16 protein-coding genes are annotated in these 17,911 nt (G+C 68.6%); 7 read left to right on the forward strand and 9 right to left on the reverse strand.

From position 1 onward, the window contains the following. Window positions 1-17 precede the first annotated feature (17 nt). Window positions 18-977: a LysR family transcriptional regulator gene (locus AAN986_RS00570; RefSeq protein ID WP_016447347.1), complete on the reverse strand. Its 960-nt coding sequence runs from the start codon at window positions 975-977 to the stop codon at window positions 18-20. 147 nt (window positions 978-1,124) lie between these two features. Here AAN986_RS00570 and AAN986_RS00575 point away from each other — a divergent pair, with 147 nt between their 5' ends. Beyond that, window positions 1,125-1,544, forward strand: coding sequence for a hypothetical protein (locus AAN986_RS00575; protein WP_016447348.1), 420 nt, complete (start codon window positions 1,125-1,127; stop codon window positions 1,542-1,544). 294 nt (window positions 1,545-1,838) lie between these two features. On the opposite strand, the gene AAN986_RS00580 is transcribed toward AAN986_RS00575, so the two are convergent. Beyond that, the gene (locus tag AAN986_RS00580) at window positions 1,839-3,704 is read right to left on the reverse strand and encodes a phosphoenolpyruvate carboxykinase (GTP) (protein ID WP_016447349.1); all 1,866 of its coding nucleotides are present in this window, start codon (window positions 3,702-3,704) and stop codon (window positions 1,839-1,841) included. Between AAN986_RS00580 and AAN986_RS00585 the strand changes: the two genes are divergently transcribed. Then, window positions 3,688-3,939, forward strand: a complete 252-nt coding sequence (locus tag AAN986_RS00585) for a hypothetical protein (protein WP_126311565.1) — start codon at window positions 3,688-3,690, stop codon at window positions 3,937-3,939. The two genes, AAN986_RS00580 and AAN986_RS00585, sit on opposite strands and share 17 nt — an antisense overlap. Before the next feature lie 92 nt (window positions 3,940-4,031). On the opposite strand, the gene AAN986_RS00590 is transcribed toward AAN986_RS00585, so the two are convergent. Together AAN986_RS00590 and AAN986_RS00595 are read right to left on the reverse strand one after the other, a co-directional pair. Next, window positions 4,032-4,181 carry a hypothetical protein gene (locus tag AAN986_RS00590; RefSeq protein WP_016447350.1) on the reverse strand — a complete coding sequence of 50 codons (150 nt, stop codon included), beginning with the start codon at window positions 4,179-4,181 and terminating at the stop codon, window positions 4,032-4,034. Between the two features lie 90 nt (window positions 4,182-4,271). Beyond that, complete coding sequence (locus AAN986_RS00595) at window positions 4,272-5,471, reverse strand: threonine ammonia-lyase (RefSeq protein WP_016447351.1); 1,200 nt, start codon at window positions 5,469-5,471, stop codon at window positions 4,272-4,274. 135 nt (window positions 5,472-5,606) lie between these two features. Here AAN986_RS00595 and AAN986_RS00600 point away from each other — a divergent pair, with 135 nt between their 5' ends. Together AAN986_RS00600 and AAN986_RS00605 are read left to right on the forward strand one after the other, a co-directional pair. Further along, on the forward strand, window positions 5,607-6,635 hold the full coding sequence (locus tag AAN986_RS00600) for an AraC family transcriptional regulator (RefSeq protein ID WP_016452245.1): 1,029 nt from the start codon (window positions 5,607-5,609) through the stop codon (window positions 6,633-6,635). A 107-nt stretch (window positions 6,636-6,742) separates the two neighbouring features. Beyond that, window positions 6,743-7,855 (forward strand): siderophore-interacting protein, encoded by a 1,113-nt coding sequence (locus tag AAN986_RS00605; protein ID WP_047217573.1) that lies wholly within the window; start codon window positions 6,743-6,745, stop codon window positions 7,853-7,855. A 45-nt stretch (window positions 7,856-7,900) separates the two neighbouring features. Here AAN986_RS00605 and AAN986_RS00610 read toward each other — a convergent pair whose 3' ends face one another. Together AAN986_RS00610 and AAN986_RS00615 are read right to left on the reverse strand one after the other, a co-directional pair. Continuing rightward, window positions 7,901-9,421 (reverse strand): AMP-binding protein, encoded by a 1,521-nt coding sequence (locus AAN986_RS00610; protein ID WP_047217574.1) that lies wholly within the window; start codon window positions 9,419-9,421, stop codon window positions 7,901-7,903. Window positions 9,422-9,466: 45 nt separating this feature from the next. After that, a complete protein-coding gene (locus tag AAN986_RS00615; protein WP_047217575.1) occupies window positions 9,467-11,161 on the reverse strand; it encodes an acyl-CoA dehydrogenase family protein in 1,695 nt (564 codons plus the stop codon). Window positions 11,162-11,257: 96 nt separating this feature from the next. Here AAN986_RS00615 and AAN986_RS00620 point away from each other — a divergent pair, with 96 nt between their 5' ends. Beyond that, a complete protein-coding gene (locus tag AAN986_RS00620) occupies window positions 11,258-11,866 on the forward strand; it encodes a TetR/AcrR family transcriptional regulator (protein ID WP_241150327.1) in 609 nt (202 codons plus the stop codon). Between the two features lie 42 nt (window positions 11,867-11,908). Here AAN986_RS00620 and AAN986_RS00625 read toward each other — a convergent pair whose 3' ends face one another. From AAN986_RS00625 to AAN986_RS00635, 3 genes are all read right to left on the reverse strand, one after another. After that, window positions 11,909-13,087 carry an ATP-binding protein gene (locus AAN986_RS00625; RefSeq protein ID WP_043823338.1) on the reverse strand — a complete coding sequence of 393 codons (1,179 nt, stop codon included), beginning with the start codon at window positions 13,085-13,087 and terminating at the stop codon, window positions 11,909-11,911. After that, window positions 13,072-13,797 (reverse strand): response regulator, encoded by a 726-nt coding sequence (locus AAN986_RS00630; RefSeq protein ID WP_016447358.1) that lies wholly within the window; start codon window positions 13,795-13,797, stop codon window positions 13,072-13,074. Before AAN986_RS00630 ends, AAN986_RS00625 begins: the two co-directional genes overlap by 16 nt. Window positions 13,798-13,929: 132 nt before the next feature. Further along, complete coding sequence (locus tag AAN986_RS00635; RefSeq protein WP_047217577.1) at window positions 13,930-14,934, reverse strand: fimbrial protein; 1,005 nt, start codon at window positions 14,932-14,934, stop codon at window positions 13,930-13,932. A 348-nt stretch (window positions 14,935-15,282) separates the two neighbouring features. On the opposite strand from AAN986_RS00635, the gene AAN986_RS00640 reads away from it, so the two are divergent. Continuing rightward, the gene (locus AAN986_RS00640; protein WP_047217578.1) at window positions 15,283-16,752 is read left to right on the forward strand and encodes an efflux transporter outer membrane subunit; all 1,470 of its coding nucleotides are present in this window, start codon (window positions 15,283-15,285) and stop codon (window positions 16,750-16,752) included. After that, the gene (locus tag AAN986_RS00645; RefSeq protein ID WP_016447361.1) at window positions 16,749-17,903 is read left to right on the forward strand and encodes an ABC transporter permease; all 1,155 of its coding nucleotides are present in this window, start codon (window positions 16,749-16,751) and stop codon (window positions 17,901-17,903) included. The genes AAN986_RS00640 and AAN986_RS00645 overlap by 4 nt, the downstream gene beginning before the upstream one ends. The last annotated feature ends 8 nt before the right edge of the window (window positions 17,904-17,911 follow it).

Raw genomic sequence — 17,911 nt, forward strand, 5'->3', positions numbered from 1 at the left:
CGCCCCGCAAACGGCGCTCAGGTGTGCGGGAAGGTCGCCTCTGCAGAGCGCGTGAGCGTGCGCAGCAGCCAGTCGTAGGCCTGAGGATGCTGGCCGCGCCGGCGCCACAGCGCGTCCACGTGCACGGGCTGCACGTCGAAGGGCAGCTCGCGCAGCACCAGCTTGTCGGCCATGCCGGTCACGGGCACGAAGTGGCGCGGCAATATGGTCAGCAGGTTGGAGGTCATGACCACGCGCCCGGCCGTGAAGAACTGGTTGACGGTAAGCACCACCTGGCGCGTGCGGCCCAGCGAGGCCAGGGCCTCGTCGATGAAGCCGAAGGAGCGGCCCGAGAAGCTCACCAGCATGTGGCGCGCCGCGCAGTAGTTGTCCAGCGTCAGCGGCACATCGGCCAGCGGATGGCCCTGGCGCATCACGCACAGGTACTCGCCTTCATACAGGCGCCGGCTGTCGAAGGCCACCAGGGCGCCCGACTGCGCGCGCGCCGTCAGGTCGGCCAGCGCGGCGGGGAAGTAGCCCACGGCCATGTCGGCCTCGCCGGCCTCCAGCAGGCCGCGCGGGTCGCGCGTGGTCAGCGGCAGCACGCGGATGCCGATGCCGGGCGCCTCGCGCTCCAGCAGGCTGAACATGGGAGGAATCAGCGTGGCGGCCGTGGCGTCGGCCATGGCCAGCACAAAGGTGGCGGTGGCGGTGGAGGGGTGGAATTCGCCTGGCGTCAGCGTGTCCTGCAGCTGCTGCAGCGCCTCGCGGATCACGGGCCACAGCGCCAGCGCGCGCGGCGTGGGCTCCACGCCCTGGCCCTGGCGCACCAGGAGCTCGTCGCCCAGCGCCTCGCGCAGGCGGCGCAGCGCATTGCTCACGGCCGGCTGGGTGATGGCCAGCTTGTGGGCCGCCCGCGTGAGGCTGCGCTCCGCCATCACCTCGTCGAAGACGCGCAGCAGGTTCAGATCCAGTGTGCGGAAGTTCAGGGCGGACATGGCCGTGGCAGCGAGCGCTGAGTCATCACTGACGTGAATGCTACAGATTCAAGATATAAATTTGAAGAACTCTAGGGTAAACCCTATAGTTACCCCTAGTCGCCCGCCACGCCGTCAAAAGCGGCCATTTAACTGGGTTTATCTGCCATGAGCAACTTCATTTACAACTCCTACTGTGTCGAGCACCCTGGTGTGGTGCATGTCTATCAAGCCGCCGACGACCGCAAGAGCGCCGTCAAGCGTTTCTCCGGCAAGCGCGGCGCCAGCGCCCTGCTGCTCGCTGCCCTGGTGGCCGCGCTGATGGTGGTGGTCAACGAGGTCGCCCACAACTGGACCGACGGCCACATGCTGGGCGCCTGGGTCGTGCTGTGGGTTGCCGCCTTCATGGGCCTGGCCCTGTTCTCCGCCCCCGCCCGCCGCGCCGCCATGATGGCCCGTGCCGGCTACCGCGCCTGGACCGAGAGCCGCCAGCAGGCCGCCGCTGACGAGCGCATCTGGAACGCCGCCCTGCAGGACGCCCGCCTGATGGCCGATCTGGCCCGCGCCATGGATAGGCAAGGTAGCTGATCTCTGCCTGGGGTGCCTTGCGGCGCTCCTCCAAAAAAAGCCGCTGCCCACAAGGCGCGGCTTTTTTGTTGTCTGGGAGCGTCGTTGAAACGCCACAAACAAAGCCTCGCACTGCGAGGCTTTTTCCATGGGTCGAGAGCTACTCAGGGATTCATTGTTCTGTGCATCTTCCACAGTCCATGAAACTGGCGCTACCCAAAGCAAGGGGCACCGAGGAAGGGCCGCCCCGCACCGAGGGTGCCGTCCCCCCCGCGAAGCGAGAGGGGGAAGCGGCGTAGCCGCTCAGGGGGAGCTTTATGTCCCCAGGCGCTTTTCCAGTTCGGCCTTGGTCACCAGCAGCTCCTGGGGCAGCTTGTGGGCCAGCTTGTCGAAGTGCTCGGTGTGCAGCTGCATTTCCTCGGCCCAGGCGGCCTTGTCGATGCTGGTCACGCTGGCGAACTGGTCGGCGGAGAAGTCCAGGCCGGTCCAGTTGATCTCGGCGTACTGGGGCGCAATGCCGAAGGCGGTCTGCTCGCCCTGTGCCTGGCCTTCGAGGCGGTCGATCATCCACTTGAGCACGCGCATGTTCTCGCCGTAGCCGGGCCAGACGAACTTGCCGTCGGCATTCTTGCGGAACCAGTTGGTGGTGAAGATCTTGGGCAGTGCCGCGCCCTGGGCCTGGATCTTGGCGCCCAGCGTGAGCCAGTGCTGGAAGTAGTCGCTCATGTTGTAGCCGGCAAACGGCAGCATGGCGAAGGGGTCGCGGCGCACCACGCCCTGGGCGCCGAAGGCGGCGGCCGTGGTTTCCGAGCCCATGGTGGCGGCCATGTAGACGCCTTCGGTCCAGTTGCGGGCCTCGGTCACCAGCGGCACGGTGGTGGAGCGGCGGCCGCCGAAGATGATGGCGTCGATCTTCACGCCCTTGGGATCGTCCCAGGCTTCGTCCAGCGCGGGGTTGTTGGTCGCGGCCACGGTGAAGCGGGCGTTGGGGTGGGCGGCCTTGGCGCCGGTCTCGCGGGCGATCTGGGGCGTCCAGTCCTTGCCTTGCCAGTCGATCAGGTGATCGGGCAGCTTGCCGGTGTCCTTGTCCATGCCTTCCCACCACACGTCGTTGTCGTCGGTCAGCGCGACGTTCGTGAAGATCACGTTCTTGTCGAGGCTGGCCATGCAGTTGGGGTTGGTGTGGTAGTTCGTGCCCGGGGCCACGCCGAAATAGCCGGCTTCGGGGTTGATCGCGCGCAGCGAGCCGTCGGCCTGGGGCTTGATCCAGGCGATGTCGTCGCCGATGGTGGTGACCTTCCAGCCTTCGAAGACCTTGGGCGGCACCAGCATGGAGAAGTTGGTCTTGCCGCAGGCGCTGGGGAAGGCCGCAGCCACGTGGTACTTCTTGCCTTCGGGGTTGGTCACGCCCAGGATGAGCATGTGCTCGGCCAGCCAGCCCTGGTCGCGGCCCATGGTGGAGGCGATGCGCAGCGCAAAGCACTTCTTGCCCAGCAGGGCGTTGCCGCCGTAGCCCGAGCCATAGCTCCAGATTTCGCGCGTCTCGGGGTAGTGGACGATGTACTTGGTCTTGTTGCAGGGCCAGCTGGTCTGGTCCTTCTCGCCTTCGGCCAGGGGCGCGCCCACGGTGTGGACGCAGGGCACGAACTCGCCTTCCACGCCGATCACGTCATACACGGCACGGCCCATGCGGGTCATGATCTTCATGTTGACGGCCACATAGGCGCTGTCGGACAGCTCCACGCCCACGTGGGCGATGGGCGAGCCCAGCGGGCCCATGGAGAAAGGCACCACATACATGGTGCGGCCGGCCATGCAGCCGTCGAACAGCGGCTGCAGCGTGGCGCGCATCTCGTTCGGGGCCATCCAGTTGTTGGTCGGGCCTGCGTCTTCCTTGTTGGCCGAGCAGATGTAGGTGCGGTCCTCGACGCGCGCCACATCGGACGGATCGGACCAGGCCAGGTAGCTGCCGGGGCGCTTGACGGGATCGAGCTTCTTGAAGGTGCCGGCATCGACGAGCTGCTGGCACAGCTGCTCGTATTCCTCCTGCGAGCCATCGCACCAATGGATTTTGGCGGGCTTGCACAGTGCGGCCATCTCGGCCACCCAGGCGATCAGGCGGCTGTTCTTGACATAGGCGGGGGCCTGGATGTTCAGGCCTTGCATGACGGGTGCGTTCATCGCGGAGCTTCCTTCAATTGAAAAAACCAGTTTTTCAAAGGGGACGCGCCTGCTGCACCGCGCCAACTTTGAGAAACGGGCTCTCGTTCAGTCGGCGCGCGAAGGAAGCTCTTCTCTGGGCGGCGAAGCGGCGCTGGCGGAAGCTGGCGGCGCACCGGCTGGGGATTCGATTCTAGGGAGCGGTCACGAATTTGTCAGCAAACGAATGGCAAAAACTATGCATTCTATGCATTGAAGTATGCAATATGAACGATGAAATTGCCTGTTGAAAAGGCAAGCAAAAAGCCCCGCAAAGCGGGGCCTGGTGCAGGGGCAGGAGGGCCGGATTCAGGCCATGTTGACGGCAATGAAGGCCAGCAGAAACATCAGCACGGCGCCTGCCAGGGGCAGGATGACAGGCATGTAGGGGACGACGGCCTCGGTGGCGTCTTCGGGGGCCGGCTGCTCGCCGTGGTGCGCTGCGGGATCGTGCGTCATGCAAAAGCTCCTGGCTTGCCAATGGGGATGCCTGATTCTAGGCAGGCCTGTCCCCTGGCGCCTTCGGGGAAAGCCATGACACCGGGCCTGCTAGACGGCATTGACCTGCATGCCTTCGGCCTGAAGGGCGGCTATGACCTCGTCGATATGGGCCTTGTTGCGCGTCTGCAGCACCAGCTCGATTTCCACGCTCTGCGCGGCCAGCATGGTGAAGGCGCGCTGGTGGTGGACTTCCTCGATATTGGCGCCCGCTGCAGCCACCGTGGCCGTGATGCGCGCCAGCACGCCGGGCACGTCGCGCGCGCTGACCTTGATGCGCGCCAGCCGCCCGGAGCGCACCATTCCGCGCCCGATGATGGCTGCCAGCAGCAGCGGATCGATATTGCCGCCCGACAGGATCATTCCCACCTTCTTGCCCGCAAAGCGCTGCGGATGGCGCAGCAGCGCGGCCAGGCCTGCGGCGCCCGCGCCCTCGACCAGGGTCTTCTCGATCTCCAGCAGCATGAGCACGGCCTGCTCGATATCGCCCTCATCGACCAGCAGCATGTCGTCCACCAGGCGTGCCACGACTTCCTGCGTGATCGCGCCGGGCTGGGTGACGGCAATGCCTTCGGCGATGGTCGAGGTGCCCATTGGCAGCTCGGCCTGGCGCACGGCATTGAACATGGACGGAAAGCGCTGGGTCTGCACGCCGATGATTTCGATGTCCGGGTTCAGCCCCTTGGCCGCCGTGGCCACGCCCGCGATCAGGCCGCCGCCGCCAATGGCCACGACCAGCAGGTCCAGATCCGGCTGTTCGGCCAGCATTTCCAGCGCCAGGGTGCCCTGGCCCGCCGCGATCTGCTCGTCGTCATAGGGATGGACAAAGCACAGGCCCTGCTGCTCGGCCAGCGCGTAGGCGTGCTGGCGCGCCTCGGCCAGGGAGTCGCCGTGCAGCACGACCTCGGCGCCGAAGCCGCGCGTGCGCTCCACCTTCACCCCCGGCGTGAAGCGCGGCATGACGATGACGGCACGCACCCCCAGGCGCTGCGCGTGGTAGGCCACGCCCTGGGCATGGTTGCCGGCGCTCATGGCGACCACGCCGCGTGCGCGCTCCTCGGGCGAGAGCTGGGCCAGCTTGTTGAGGGCGCCGCGTTCCTTGAACGAGGCCGTGAACTGCAGGTTCTCGAACTTGAGATACACCTGCGCGCCCGTGATCTGGGACAGCGTGCGCGATTCCACGCAGGGCGTTTCGAGCACGGCGCCGCGCAGGCGGCCGGCGGCGTTCTGGATGTCTTGGAGGCTGAGCATGGCGCATTGTGGCGCACACGCGGGCCTGCGCGCGCCAGGCCATGCAATGGATTCCCCGCAGCCAGCGTGGTGCAGGGGGCTTTCATAAAATAAGAATCATTCTTGTCTGTGGGGCGCGCACCGCTCCGGCTGGCCATGGCTTTCTCCTCTGTCCAAACACCTGCACGCCCTCCGCGCTGGCTGGGGCGGGGCACGCTGCGTGCCTGTGATTTCAGCGGGCCCGACTACCGCATCCTCGATGCCGAGGTCACGGCACAGGATGCGCTGCTGGCCGGGCACCTGCAGGCCTGGCAGGTCCAGCCCGGCCTGTGGCTGCATGGCGTGGAGGCCCGCGACCTTCGCACCATGAGCACGCGTTCGCCGGCCGTGCCGGGCCTGCACATGGTCGTGCTGCTGGAGGGGTGCGTGGACGTGGCCTTCGGCAACCAGGGCCTGCAGCTGCAGGTGGCGCCCGCCAGCGCCGCCGGTGCCCATGTGCAGGCCTGCGGGGCCGTCATCCACACGCGGCCCGGCGACATGTTCATGCGGCAGTGGCGGCGCGGCAAGTTCGAGCGCAAGCTCAGCATCACCGTGCAGCCGCAGTGGTTTGCCGCACAGACCCTGCCCATGGCGGCGCCGCCGCTGCTGCAGCACTGGATGGAGCAGCAATTGCTGGCCATACGGCCCTGGCAGCCCTCGCCGCGCGCCGTGGCGGTGGCCGAGCAGATCATCCAGCTGGCACGCGAGGGCTCGGCGCCCTTGCTGCTGGCCAGCCGCACGCTGGAGCTGGTGCACGAGGCCGTGCAGTCCCTCGAGGTGCCCGAGCCCGATCCGGCGCAGACCGTGCCGGGCGTGCTGGGCGTACGCGAGCACCGGCGCATGGCGCGCCTCAAGGCCCTGCTGGACAGCGGCGGCGACGGCTGCCGCACGCTGGCCGAGATCGCACGCGAAGTGGGCCTGAGCGCCAGTGCGCTGCAGCGCCAGTTCCGCCTGGCCTATGGCTCCAGCATCGACGAGTACCGGCGCGAGCAGCGGCTGGCGCGCGCCTGGGCCGCGCTGGAGCAGACGGGCTGCAGCGTGGCCGAGGTCGCACATGGGGCCGGCTATTCCAGCGCGGCCAACTTTTCCACGGCCTTCAAGCGCCGCTTCGGCATCTCTCCCAAGCTGGTGCGTGCCCGGGTCTGACGCCCGGCGGGCGTCTTTGGTGCGTGGCGCAAACATCGGCAGGCCTGCCGCAAAGCCTGCTTGCGCCAGGCGGTGCTGCAATCTGGCAAAAGAAAGGACATACGCGAATGACACAGCTGCAGGCGCGCACCTCGGTGCACATGGACAGGCCCGACGAAGCCATTGCCGCCATCGTCGGGCACATGCAGGAGCACGACATCACCGTGCGCCGCGAAGGCTCGCGCTGGGTGGCCGACTACGAAGGCGGCCGGGGACAGCTGTGGCTGGAGGGCGGGCAGGTCCATGCGGAGGTGGCGGCACCCGGCGTGGAGCTGCTGCAGGACATGAAGCTCATGCTGGCCCACCTGCTGCTGGAGGCCACGGGCGCCGCCGACGGCTCCCTGGCCTGGGAGGGTGACGGCGCCGCGCTGCAGCGCCCGCCGGCCTTCCGCGAGCTGCGGGTGCTGGCCGTGCGCGATCTCACGCCGCACATGCGCCGCGTGCGCTTTGCCTGTGACGACATGGCGCGCTATGCGCAGGACACTAACATCCACGTCAAGCTGCTGTTTCCGCAGCCGGGCGTGGCCGAGCCTCAATGGCCCACGCTGTCGGCCAGCGGCCTGCTGCGCCTGCCCGAGGGTGACGGGCGCCTGGATATGCGCACGTACACCATGCGTGCAATGGGAATGGCCCAAGACGGCGCCAACGGATGGATCGACGTGGACTTCGTGCTGCACGAGGATGCCGGCCCCGGGTCGGCCTGGGCCGCGCGCGCCCAGCCGGGCCAGCGCATCGGCATGACCGGCCCCGGCGGGCGCACGGCCACGCCGGCCGACTGGATGCTGCTGGCCGGCGACGACACCGGCCTGCCGGCCATGCTGCGCATTGCGGCCGCCCTGCCCGCGCACACGCGCGGCCATGTCTTCGCCGAAGTCCAGGGCCCGCAGGACGAGCAGCCCGTGCAGGCGCCCGAAGGCCTGCAATGGCACTGGCTGCACCGGGGCGCTGCCGAGGCCGGCACCACCACGCTGCTGATCGACGCGCTGCGCGCCGTGCGCTGGCCGGATGCGTTGGCCGGTCATCCCGCCAGCCGCTTCGTCTGGGCCGCTGGCGAATTCGACACCGCCCAGGCCGTGCGCCAGTGGGCGCGCGAGGAGCGCGGTCTGGAAAAGCACGAGCAGCTGGTCGTGGCCTATTGGCGGCGCGGCATGAGCGAGTCGGATTTCAAGGCCGCGAAGTAGGCCGCTAAATAGGCCGCGAAGCAGGCCACGCAGGAGGCCGGCGCCTCAGGTGGCGCTGCGCTCCTGACGCAGCAGGAATTTCTGCAGCTTGCCTGTGGGCGTGCGCGGCAGGCTGGCCGCAAAGACGAATTCACGCGGGATCTTGTAGCGCGCCAGCCTGTCGGCCAGGAACTGCTGCAGTGCCTCGGCCTGCGGCGCGGCCTCGCCGCGCGTCACCACGTGGGCGACGACGGTCTCGCCCCATTCGGCGTGGGGCCGGCCCACGACGGCGACATCGGCGACCTGGGGATGGGCCGACAGCGCGTCCTCCACCTCCTTGGAATACACGTTCTCGCCACCCGTGATGACCATGTCCTTGGTCCGGTCCACGATGAAGAGATAGCCCGCGTCGTCCAGACGCGCAAGATCGCCCGTGTGGTACCAGCCGCCCGGTGCGAAGGCGGCAGCCGTGGCCTGGGCGTCGTGCAGGTAGCCGTCCATCACGCTGCCGGTGCGCAGCCAGATTTCGCCGGTGTCGCCCGGGCCGGCATCCTCGCCGTCGTCGCGCACCACGCGCATGTCCACGCCGGGCAGGGCCACGCGGCCGATGGAGCCGGCCCGCTCCACCTGCTCCTCGGGGTAGAGCGTGGTGCCCGTGGGGCCGGTCTCGGTCATGCCGTAGACCTGGTAGAAGCGGTCGCTGCGGTAGGCCGTGGCCAGCTTGCGCGCCATGTCGGCGCCGATGGGGCCGCCGCCGTAGACCCAGGCGCGCACGCTGCTCAGGTCGTAGCGGGCAAAGTCGGGCAGCATCTGCAGCGGCGCAAAGTAGGAGACGGGGGCGCCGAAGTACAGCGTCACGCCCTCGTCCTGCACGGCCTGCAGGAAATGCTGCGGGTGGTACTCGCGCAGCAGCACCACGGTGCCGCCCATGTACAGCGTGCCGCCAAACCAGTTGTTGAGCGGCGAGGAATGCCAGATGGGCATGGCCATCAGCGTGCGTTCCTCGCGCGTGATGGACAGGCCCAGTGCGGCCGTGATCGCCGCCAGCGTGACGGCGCGGTGGCTCAGCAGGCAGCCCTTGGGCCGGCCCGTGGTGCCCGAGGTGTAGAGCACCTGGGCGATGTCGCCATCGGCGGGCCGCGTGCCTTCCATGGGCCTGGCGGCTGCCACCAGCGTGTCCCAGTCCTGGACACCCGGGACGGCATCTTGCGCCTCGGTCACAAGGCGGGCGCAGGGGTGTGGCGCGGCGGCGACCACGGGCGCGAGTGCCGCGTCAAACACCAGGGCCTTGCACTGCGCGTGGTCGAGGATGTACTGCAGCTCGGGCGCCTGCAGCTTGTGGTTGACGGGCACCAGCGCGGCGCCCAGGCGCCAGGCGCCGAACAGGGCTTCGACAAAGCCCGGCGTGTTCAGGCACATCAGGGCCACGGTATCGCCTCGGCCCACGCCCTGGGCCTGGAGCACGGCGGCCGCGCGCTGCGAGCGCCGCTGCATGTCGGCATAGCTGATGGAGGCGCCGCGGTCGCGCAGAAAGGCCTTGGCGGGCGTCTTGCGCACGGCGCTGTCGAAGGCGTCGAGCAGGTTCATGTCTTGTCTCCTTGTGCTTTGTTGTGTGGTGGGCCGGCGGCCGCTTCAGGCGGGCAGCGCGCGCTGAAGGATGGCGGCGATGTCCAGGCCTGCCGGGTCGAAGGCGCCCGCCACCATGGCGCCCTGCTGCGCCCCCAGGCGCGTGGCGATGAAGCCGTCGGCCATGGCGGGCGGCGCATGGCGGCGCAGCAGGCAGGCCTGGGCCAGCAGCACCAGGTCCTGCACCAGGCGGCGTGCCTGGGCCTCGAGCTGGTCAGGCGGGCCGGACAGGCGCCGTGCCAGCGATTGCGCCTGCTGCAGCAACGCGGGCTCGCCCGCTGCCGTGTCGATCAGGTCCTGCAGCAGCAGCTGCGCGCCGTCGGGCTCGCGCGAGATGGCTCGCAGCACGTCCAGGCACATGACGTTGCCCGAGCCTTCCCAGATCGAGTTCACGGGCGCCTCGCGGAACAGGCGCGCCATAACGCCCGTGTCCACGTAGCCGTTGCCGCCCAGCACCTCCATGGCCTCGCCCGTCAGCTCCACGCCGCGCTTGCAGACCCAGAACTTGGCCGCTGGCGTCATGATGCGTTTCCAGGCCCGCTCCAGCGGATCGCCCTCGTCGCCTCCACGCTCATAGGCCTGGGCCAGGCGCATGGCGATCTGCAGCGCGGCCTCGCTTTCCAGCGCCAGGTCGGCCAGCACGGTGCGCATCAGCGGCTGCTCGGCCAGCAGCTTGCCGAAGACGCTGCGCCGGCGCGCATAGGCCAGGGCCTGCACCGTGGCCGAGCGCAGGATGGCGGCGCTGCCCAGCACGCAGTTCAGGCGGGTGTAGGTGGCCATCTCGATGATGGTGGGAATGCCCCGGCCTTCCTCGCCCATCAGGATGCCCCAGGCGTCCTCGAACTCCACCTCGCTGCTGGAGTTGCTGCGGTTGCCCACCTTGTCCTTCAGGCGCTGCACGCGCACGGCATTCCTGCTGCCGTCCGGGCGCCAGCGCGGTACGTAGAAGCAGGCCTGCCCACCGCCTTCCCCCATGCGTGCCACCACCAGGTGGGCATCGCACATGGGTGCCGAGAAGAACCACTTGTGGCCGCGCAGCAGGTACTCGCCGCCACGCCCGCCGGCGTGCACCGGCATGGCCACCGTCGTGTTGGCGCGCACGTCGGAGCCGCCCTGCTTCTCGGTCATGCCCATGCCCAGCCACATCGATGCCTTGTCGGCCACGGGCAGGTCGCGCGGATCGTATTCGTGGCTGAACAGCTTGCCCTGCAGCTGCTGCCACAGCGCCGGTTCCTTTTGCAGCAGCGGGATGGCGGCCGTGGTCATGGTGGCCGGGCACAGCGTGCCCTGTTCGACCTGACCGTGCAGGTAAAAACCTGCGGCCCAGGCGCTCCAGCGGCCCGCGCTGCTGTCCTCGAAGGGCAGGGAGATCAGCCCCTGCTGCCGGTATAGTCCCAGCAGCGTGTGCCAGCTCGGGTGGAACTCCACGGCGTCGATGATGCGGCCGCGCGCGTCGAAGCGGTGCAGCTCGGGCGTGTGGCGGTTGGCCTGCTCGGCCAGCTCCCAGGTGGCGCGCTCGCCCAGCTGCTGCGCATAGCGCGACAGCGAAGGAATGTGGCGCGCAGCGCCGTTGCGCTGAAGGGCCTCGGCCAGGGCAGGGTCGGCCTCCAGCAGGTTGAAGTCGGTGAGTTCGTCGACCTGGTTCAGTACGTCGTGCGTGTTCCAGGTATGCCCTGTCTGCAATGTCTGGCCGGTGCTCATGCGTGTCTCCGTGATCGTTGGTCTCAACGCAAAAGTCTAGGAAAAATGCCCAGCAAAGGTGTTCGGGTTTCACGGCAGCAGCCGCAGCCGCCCAAAGTGCGGCGCCGCCCCCTGCAATCGCGCGCGCAGGCCACGTCGCAGGCGCTGCAGGACGCCTTTGTTCGGCTTGTGATCGAGCAGGGCTACGAGCGCACCACGGTGCGCGAGGTGGCCGCCGTGGCCGGCGTGGGCCTGGGCACCTTCTATGAATACTTCGGCAACATGGACACGCTGGCGGCCATGTGCATCCACCGCCAGGTGCAGGCCCTGCACGCCCAGGGGCTGCAAACGCTGCAGGACAGTGCCGGCATGCCGCTGGCCACGCGCGTGGACCGCCTGCTTGACACCCTGGTCGACGGCATTGCGCGCGAGGCGCCGATGTGGTCCGCGCTGTTCATGCTGGAGCGCAAGGTGTCCGCGCCCGAGCCCTTCCGCCGCCACTACCAGTCCTATGTACAGCTGTGGGGCACGGCATTGCAGGAGTGCGATCCGCCGCTGCCCGCGCCGGCCCAGCCCCTGGCACGGCTGCTGCACACGCTGACCTATGGCTGGGTGTCGCAGTCGCTGCTGGCGCTGGGGCCGCAGCAGACACTGCAGCAGCTGCGCGCGCCGCTGGGCTGGGCCATCCATGCGCTGCTGCGCGAGGCGCAGGCTCCGTCCGCGTAGCGGACGCCGCAGCGGCCCCCGGCGGCCTTCAGTGGCGCAGGATCAGACGCGCGGAAAGCGCAGAGTGAAGCGGGCACCGCCCTGCTCGGAGTCGTCGGCCTCCACGCTGCCGCCCTGGGAGACGGTCAGTGCCTTGACGATGGACAGGCCCAGGCCCGAGCCCTCGCGGCGGCGCTTGCCGGGCACCTGGGCAAAGCGCTGGAAGGGGTGGGAGCGCAGCTCGCTGGGCAGGCCGGGACCGGCATCGCTGATGCGCAGCACGGCCCAGGCACGGCCTTCGATATCGGATTCCACCGTCAGCGCCACGCCCAGCCATGCGCCGCTGGCCGCATGGCGGATGGCGTTGCTGACGAGGTTGGAGAGGATCTGGCGCATGCGGTCGGCGTCGGCACGGATGTCGGCCATGCCGATGTCACTGGGCGCGGGCAGGTGCATCTCCAGCTGCATGCCATGCTGCAGGAGCTGGGGGTGCAGGTGGTCCAGCGTCTCGGCCACGAGTTCGGCCAGGTCCAGGCGCTGCTTTTGCAGCGACAGCTGGCCGGCATCGGCCATGGACAGCGTGTGCAGGTCGCCGACCAGCCGGCCCAGGTGCTCGACCTGGAACAGCAGCGTGTTCAGCTCGGTGTCGTCTGCGGCGATGACGCCGTCGCAGATGGCATGCAGGCGCGCCTGCAGCACGGTCAGCGGCGTGCGCAGCTCGTGCGAGATCGAGGCCGCCGTGGCGCGGCGCTCGGCCTCCAGCGTCTCCAGCGAATCGATCATGCGGTTGAAGGCCACCACCATCTCGGCCATCTCGCCATGGGCCTTGCCGGGCAGGGCGCGCGCGCTGAAGTCGCCCAGCTCCACGCGCTTGGCCACCTCGACCATGGACGCCAGGGGCCGCGTCACCAGGCGCGAGACCCAGAAGCCCACGGCCAGCCCGAAGGGCAGGCACACCAGCAGGCCGATGACCAGGGACCATTTCTCGCCGAACAGCAGATCGCCCGTCCAGTACTGGCCGTAGATCTGCATGGCGCGCGGGCTGTCTTCCAGCGACTGGGCGTTGAGTTCGTCCAGCTCGATCTGCACGGCCGGCGGCAGGCTGCTGTAGAAGTCGCGGTACTGGATCTCGGAGAACACCAGCACGCCGATGGCCAGCAGGGCAATGGTGCTGAGCACGGTGGCCGTGATCCACAGGCCGAAGCGCACCCATATGCGGTTGGGCCTCAGTCCCAGGGCCATAGCCGGTAGCCAATGCCGCGCACGGTCTCGATCAGGCCTTCCTGGCCGGCCAGCTGCAGCTTGCGACGCAGCTTGGACAGATGGGAGTCGATGACGCGCTCCAGCGCATCGCTCTCGGGCAGGCAGTGCTCGATCAGGTGGGAGCGCGAGAAGCAGCGCCGGGGCTGGGCCGCCAGGCAGGCCAGCAGGCGGAATTCGGTCAGCGTCAGGGGCAGCGGCAGGGCGCGGCCCTCGTTGTCGTAGACCACGGCGCTGTGCGCCTCGGTATCGATCTCGATGGGGCCCACGCGGATGGGCGCGGGCGCCGGGTTCTTGCGCGCCTGGGTGCGGCGCAGCACGGCGCGCACGCGGGCCACGACCTCGGGCGGATTGAAGGGCTTGACCACGTAGTCGTCGGCGCCCAGGCGCAGGGCCAGCAGCTTGTCCACATCGTCGGCCAGGGCCGTGACCATGATCACGGGCGTCTGGCTGTCATCGCGGATGGCGCGCAGCACGTCGATGCCATCCATGCCGGGCAGGTGGATGTCCAGCAGCACCAGATCGGGCCGCAGCTGGCGGAACAGCTGCAGCGCCTCCTGCCCGTCCGAGGCCATGCGCGAACGCAGCCCGTCCCGCTCGAGATAGGCCGTCAGGATGCTGGCGATGGCGGGCTCGTCTTCGACGACGAGCACGAGGGGGGTGGTTGCCGTTGGCTGTGCTGTGGAGTTCATGGGAAAGCTGGCAGGGCCAAGCGCACATTATGGTGCGATGCCCTGCGAGCCGCAGCCCTCCATATTGGCTCCACGAAGTCTGCAATCGCGCGCAAGGCTGGCGCTGTTCATTTCCTGCAGGCCCATCAGCGGCTATTGGTAGCTCATCGTGAAGGTCGCCCTGCCATAGGCCACGCCAGGTGTCACGCTGCCGGCTGTCTGCACCAGGCGCGCGCTCAGCGGAATCTTCAGGCTGTTCTGCCCCTGTGCGACCTGGCCCGCATTCCATTGGTTGGCATTGCCCAGGCTGCCGGAGTCGGCGCCGAAGCTCACGGGCACGTTGTTTCTCAGTACCTGTATGCCGACACCCCGGGCCTTGGAGTTTTGGGCCAGCGTCAGCGTGCTCGATCGGTTGGTCGCCTGGGTGGCGTCCGTCAGCGTGATGAAGGCGGTCAGGCGTGTATTGGCTTCGCCTCCCGCGCAGGTCAACTCGATGCTGAAGTCCTTGGCTGCCGTGACGGTCCCGATTCCCTTGAAATCGGCGAACGGGGCGGGGGCCATGGCCACGTCGATCTTGCCCGTGGACACCCGGCAGGTCGGCGGCCTGGGGCGGCTGCTGACGTTGACGGTGATGCCACTCGAAAAGAATACCGTGGCCAGCAAGTCACGGGCATTGCTGGTCCCAGAGTAGATTCGTGCGAAGCTGCCATTCAGGAAACCGCCAGATGTGAGTTCCCCGGTTTTCACGAGCTCGATGGTCATGTTGTTGCTTGGCAGTGAATGGAATATGCCCTGTTTCAGCATGGACCCGGAATAAGGCGCGGCTCTTTCCCACGTGATTCTCATGCCCAGGTTGGGAATGGAGGTGGAATATATTCCACCGCTTTCCGTTCCAATGCCTTCTATGTAATAAAAATCATTGTCGCAAGAAATGTGGTAGCTGCCGGCCCCGGTATTTTGCAAAGCCATTGTCCTGGAATAGACAACGCTGCCAATCGGATAATTTTCATTGACGATGGTGGGGGTGTTGGCCGAACCCGGAAACTGGGCATTCCAGCCCTGGGAGGAACAACGGGCCCAGGATGAAATAGGGGCCATGAAGAAAATCAAGAGGAGCGGCATGGCCAATGCATGGCGCAAGATGGCTGTGAAAGGCATGCTGTGGACTCCAGCCAGGAAGATATGGATCAATGTCCTTGGGACAGGCGGCACCGGGCGCGATATCCGGTCAATATACCGACCTGTATGCGGCATTGGAATCGGAGTGTTCTGAAAATAAACTCGGAATCATCCGAGTCCGCGGTAATCTGGCGCGGTCCGCGACTGACTACCGCCCGGGATGGGCAAGAGAGGCTTGCGCACGGCGCCGCGTTCTCCATGTTTCCTCCATAAAGCCTGCAACCTCGCGCAAGCTTGGCCGCGTCCAATGGCTATCCGGGGACATGGTTCCCTGGCCTCGTTTTCCCGGTCCTCCCCCTCGATCATCCCCTCCCGCCTGTCCATCCCGTGAACCACGCCGCCGCGACGCAACGCCTCTCCAGCCTGTGCCTGGGCGCCGCCCTGGCGCTGGCCGGCTGCTCATCGCCGCCCCCGGCACAGCTCGACGGCTCGGTGCCTGCGCAGTGGACACAGCCCCTGCCCGCCGCCGCGCCGGGTGCACCTGGCTCGGCCGCCGCACCCGACCTGCAGGGCTGGTGGAAGGCCTGGGGCGATGAATCCCTCAACACCCTGGTCGAGGAGGCGCTGGCCGCCAACCTCGATCTGTCCCAGGCCCAGTCGCGCCTGCGCCAGCAGCGGCTGCTGGCGGGCACGGCCGGCGCTGCCTTCCGGCCCGTGTTCACGGCCGGTGCGCGCACGCTGCAGGACATCGCAGCCATCGACTCGTATTTCCACGCCAGCATCGACGTGAGCTGGGACCTGGGCCTGTTCGGCGCCCGCGAGGCCGGCGAGCGCAATGCCGCAGCTGCCGTGCTCGATGCACGGGGCCGCCTGCAGGCAGCGCGCGTGGCCCTGGTGGCCGACGTGGTGCACCGCTACCTGGACATCCGCATGGCCCAGCGCCAGCTGGCCCTGATCGACGAGCAGGCGCAGCTGGATGCGCGTGCCCTGCAACTGGCCCAGGTGCGCCAGCAGCAGCGCCTGGGCACGGCCGAGGCCGTGCGCCAGCTGCAGCTGCAGGCCGGCCAGAGCGCTGCCCTGCGTGCGGGCCTGCGTGAAACCCAGGCCCTCAGCGCCCACATGCTGGCCGCACTGCTGGGCCGCACACGGCCCGATGCGCAATGGCTGCAGGCCGATGCGACAGCGCCGCTGCCCGGCCCGCAGGCGCTGGGCGTGGCGGTCCTTCCGGCCGACCTGCTGCGCACGCGCCCCGACATCCAGGTGGCGCAGGCCGGCGTGGAACGCGCCGCAGCCGAGCAGGGCATTGCGCAAGCGGCGCTGTACCCGCGCTTCGTGATCGGCGGCTCGCTGCTGTATTCGTTCAACATCACCCAGAACCTGCGCACGACGCAGGACAACGCGCCCACCTTCGGGCCGCAGATCGACATTCCCCTGTTCGACTGGGGCCGCCGCCGCTCGCAGGCCGATGCCAGCGAGCTGGCGCTGCAGGCTGCCATCCAGGGCTACCGCCAGAGCGTGCTGGACGGCGTGGCCGAGGTCGAGTCCGCCCTGGCCGCCATCGGTGCCCAGCGCCAGCGCATCGCCACGCTGCAGGACTCGCAGCAGGTGCTGGCCGAGCGCGAACGCGTGCAGCACCAGCGCCAGAAGCTGGGCCTGGACAGCGAGTTCGGTGGTCTGGCGTCCCGGCGCGCCGCATTGCAGGCGCGCAGCGAGCAGACCACCGCCCTGGCCGCCCATGCCCTGGCCTATGTGGCGCTGTACAAGGCCCTGGGCGGCGCGCCGCTGCCTGCCGAGGACAGGCCGGAGGACGATGCCGGCAACGGCCCTGCGCCTGTGGCTCAGGGGGCATCCTCATGATCGCGCTGGCGCGCAAGACGCTGGTGCACGAGTGGCGCCGGTTCATTCCCTCCGTTTTCGCGGTGGGCTTCTCCGGCGTGCTGCTGGCCATGCAGGCCGCGCTGGTGCTGGGCATCTTCGGATCGGCCGCGCTGTATGTGACGGCGTCCTCGGCCGACCTGTGGATCGGCTACCCGGGCACGCAGAGCGTGAATTTCGGCCGCACCATCGGCCGCGACGTGGACATGCGCCTGCGCATGGACCCGGACATCACTGCCGTCGAGCCCTACGTCTGGGTCGATGGCGACTGGCGCTCCAGCACGCCGGCCGGCGGCGCGGCCAGCGAACACGGCGGCGGCGTGTCGGTCTACCTGTCCGGCATTGCCACCGATGATGCCTCCATGCTGTTTTCCCGCGTGCTCCAGCCCTGGCAGCGGCAGCGCCTGCGCGAACCCGGCGCCGTGATCGTGGACCGGGCCGACCTGCAGACGCTGGGCGCCAGCGAGGGCGGCGTGGCCTGGGTCAACAACCACCGCGTGCAGGTGGTGGCGGCCGTGGACGGGCTGCGCGGCCTGGGCGGCGTGAACGTGCTGGCCTCGCTGGCCACGGCGCGCGAGATTGCCGGTGACCCGGGCCAGGGCAGCACCTACTTCGTGGCGCGCGTGCGCCCCGGCGCCTCGGCCAAGGCCGTCCAGCAGCGCCTGAACCAGTCCACGCCCAGCTTCGGCCCCTACGAGGCATGGACAGCCAAGGAATTCGCGCGGCGCTCGCAGCGCTACTGGATGTTCGACACGGGCGCCGGCGCGGGCGTGCTGTTCATGGCCGTCATCGTCTGCCTGGTGGGCTCGGTGGTCACCAGCCAGTCGCTCAAGGCCGTGGTGGCTGCCTCGTCGCGCGAGTACGCCGTGCTCAACGCGCTGGGCGTGAGCCGCGCGGCCCTGGGCCGCGTGGTGGTGGAGCAGGCCTGCTGGATCGGCGGCCTGGGCTTCGTGATGGCCGCGCTGGCCAGCGCCGTGCTGCTGGCCGTGGCCACGGCCTACCGCGTGCCCGTGGCGCTGAACGCATCGGCCGTGCTGGCCTGTGCCGTGCTGGTGGCCGTGCTGTCCCTGCTGTCGGGCCTGGGCGCCATGCGCAGCCTGCTGCGCGCCGACCCGGCCACGCTGCTGCGCTGAAGACTTCC

The organism is Delftia sp. DS1230 (genome assembly GCF_040112715.1).
Classification (GTDB): Bacteria; Pseudomonadota; Gammaproteobacteria; order Burkholderiales; family Burkholderiaceae_C; genus Comamonas; species Comamonas tsuruhatensis.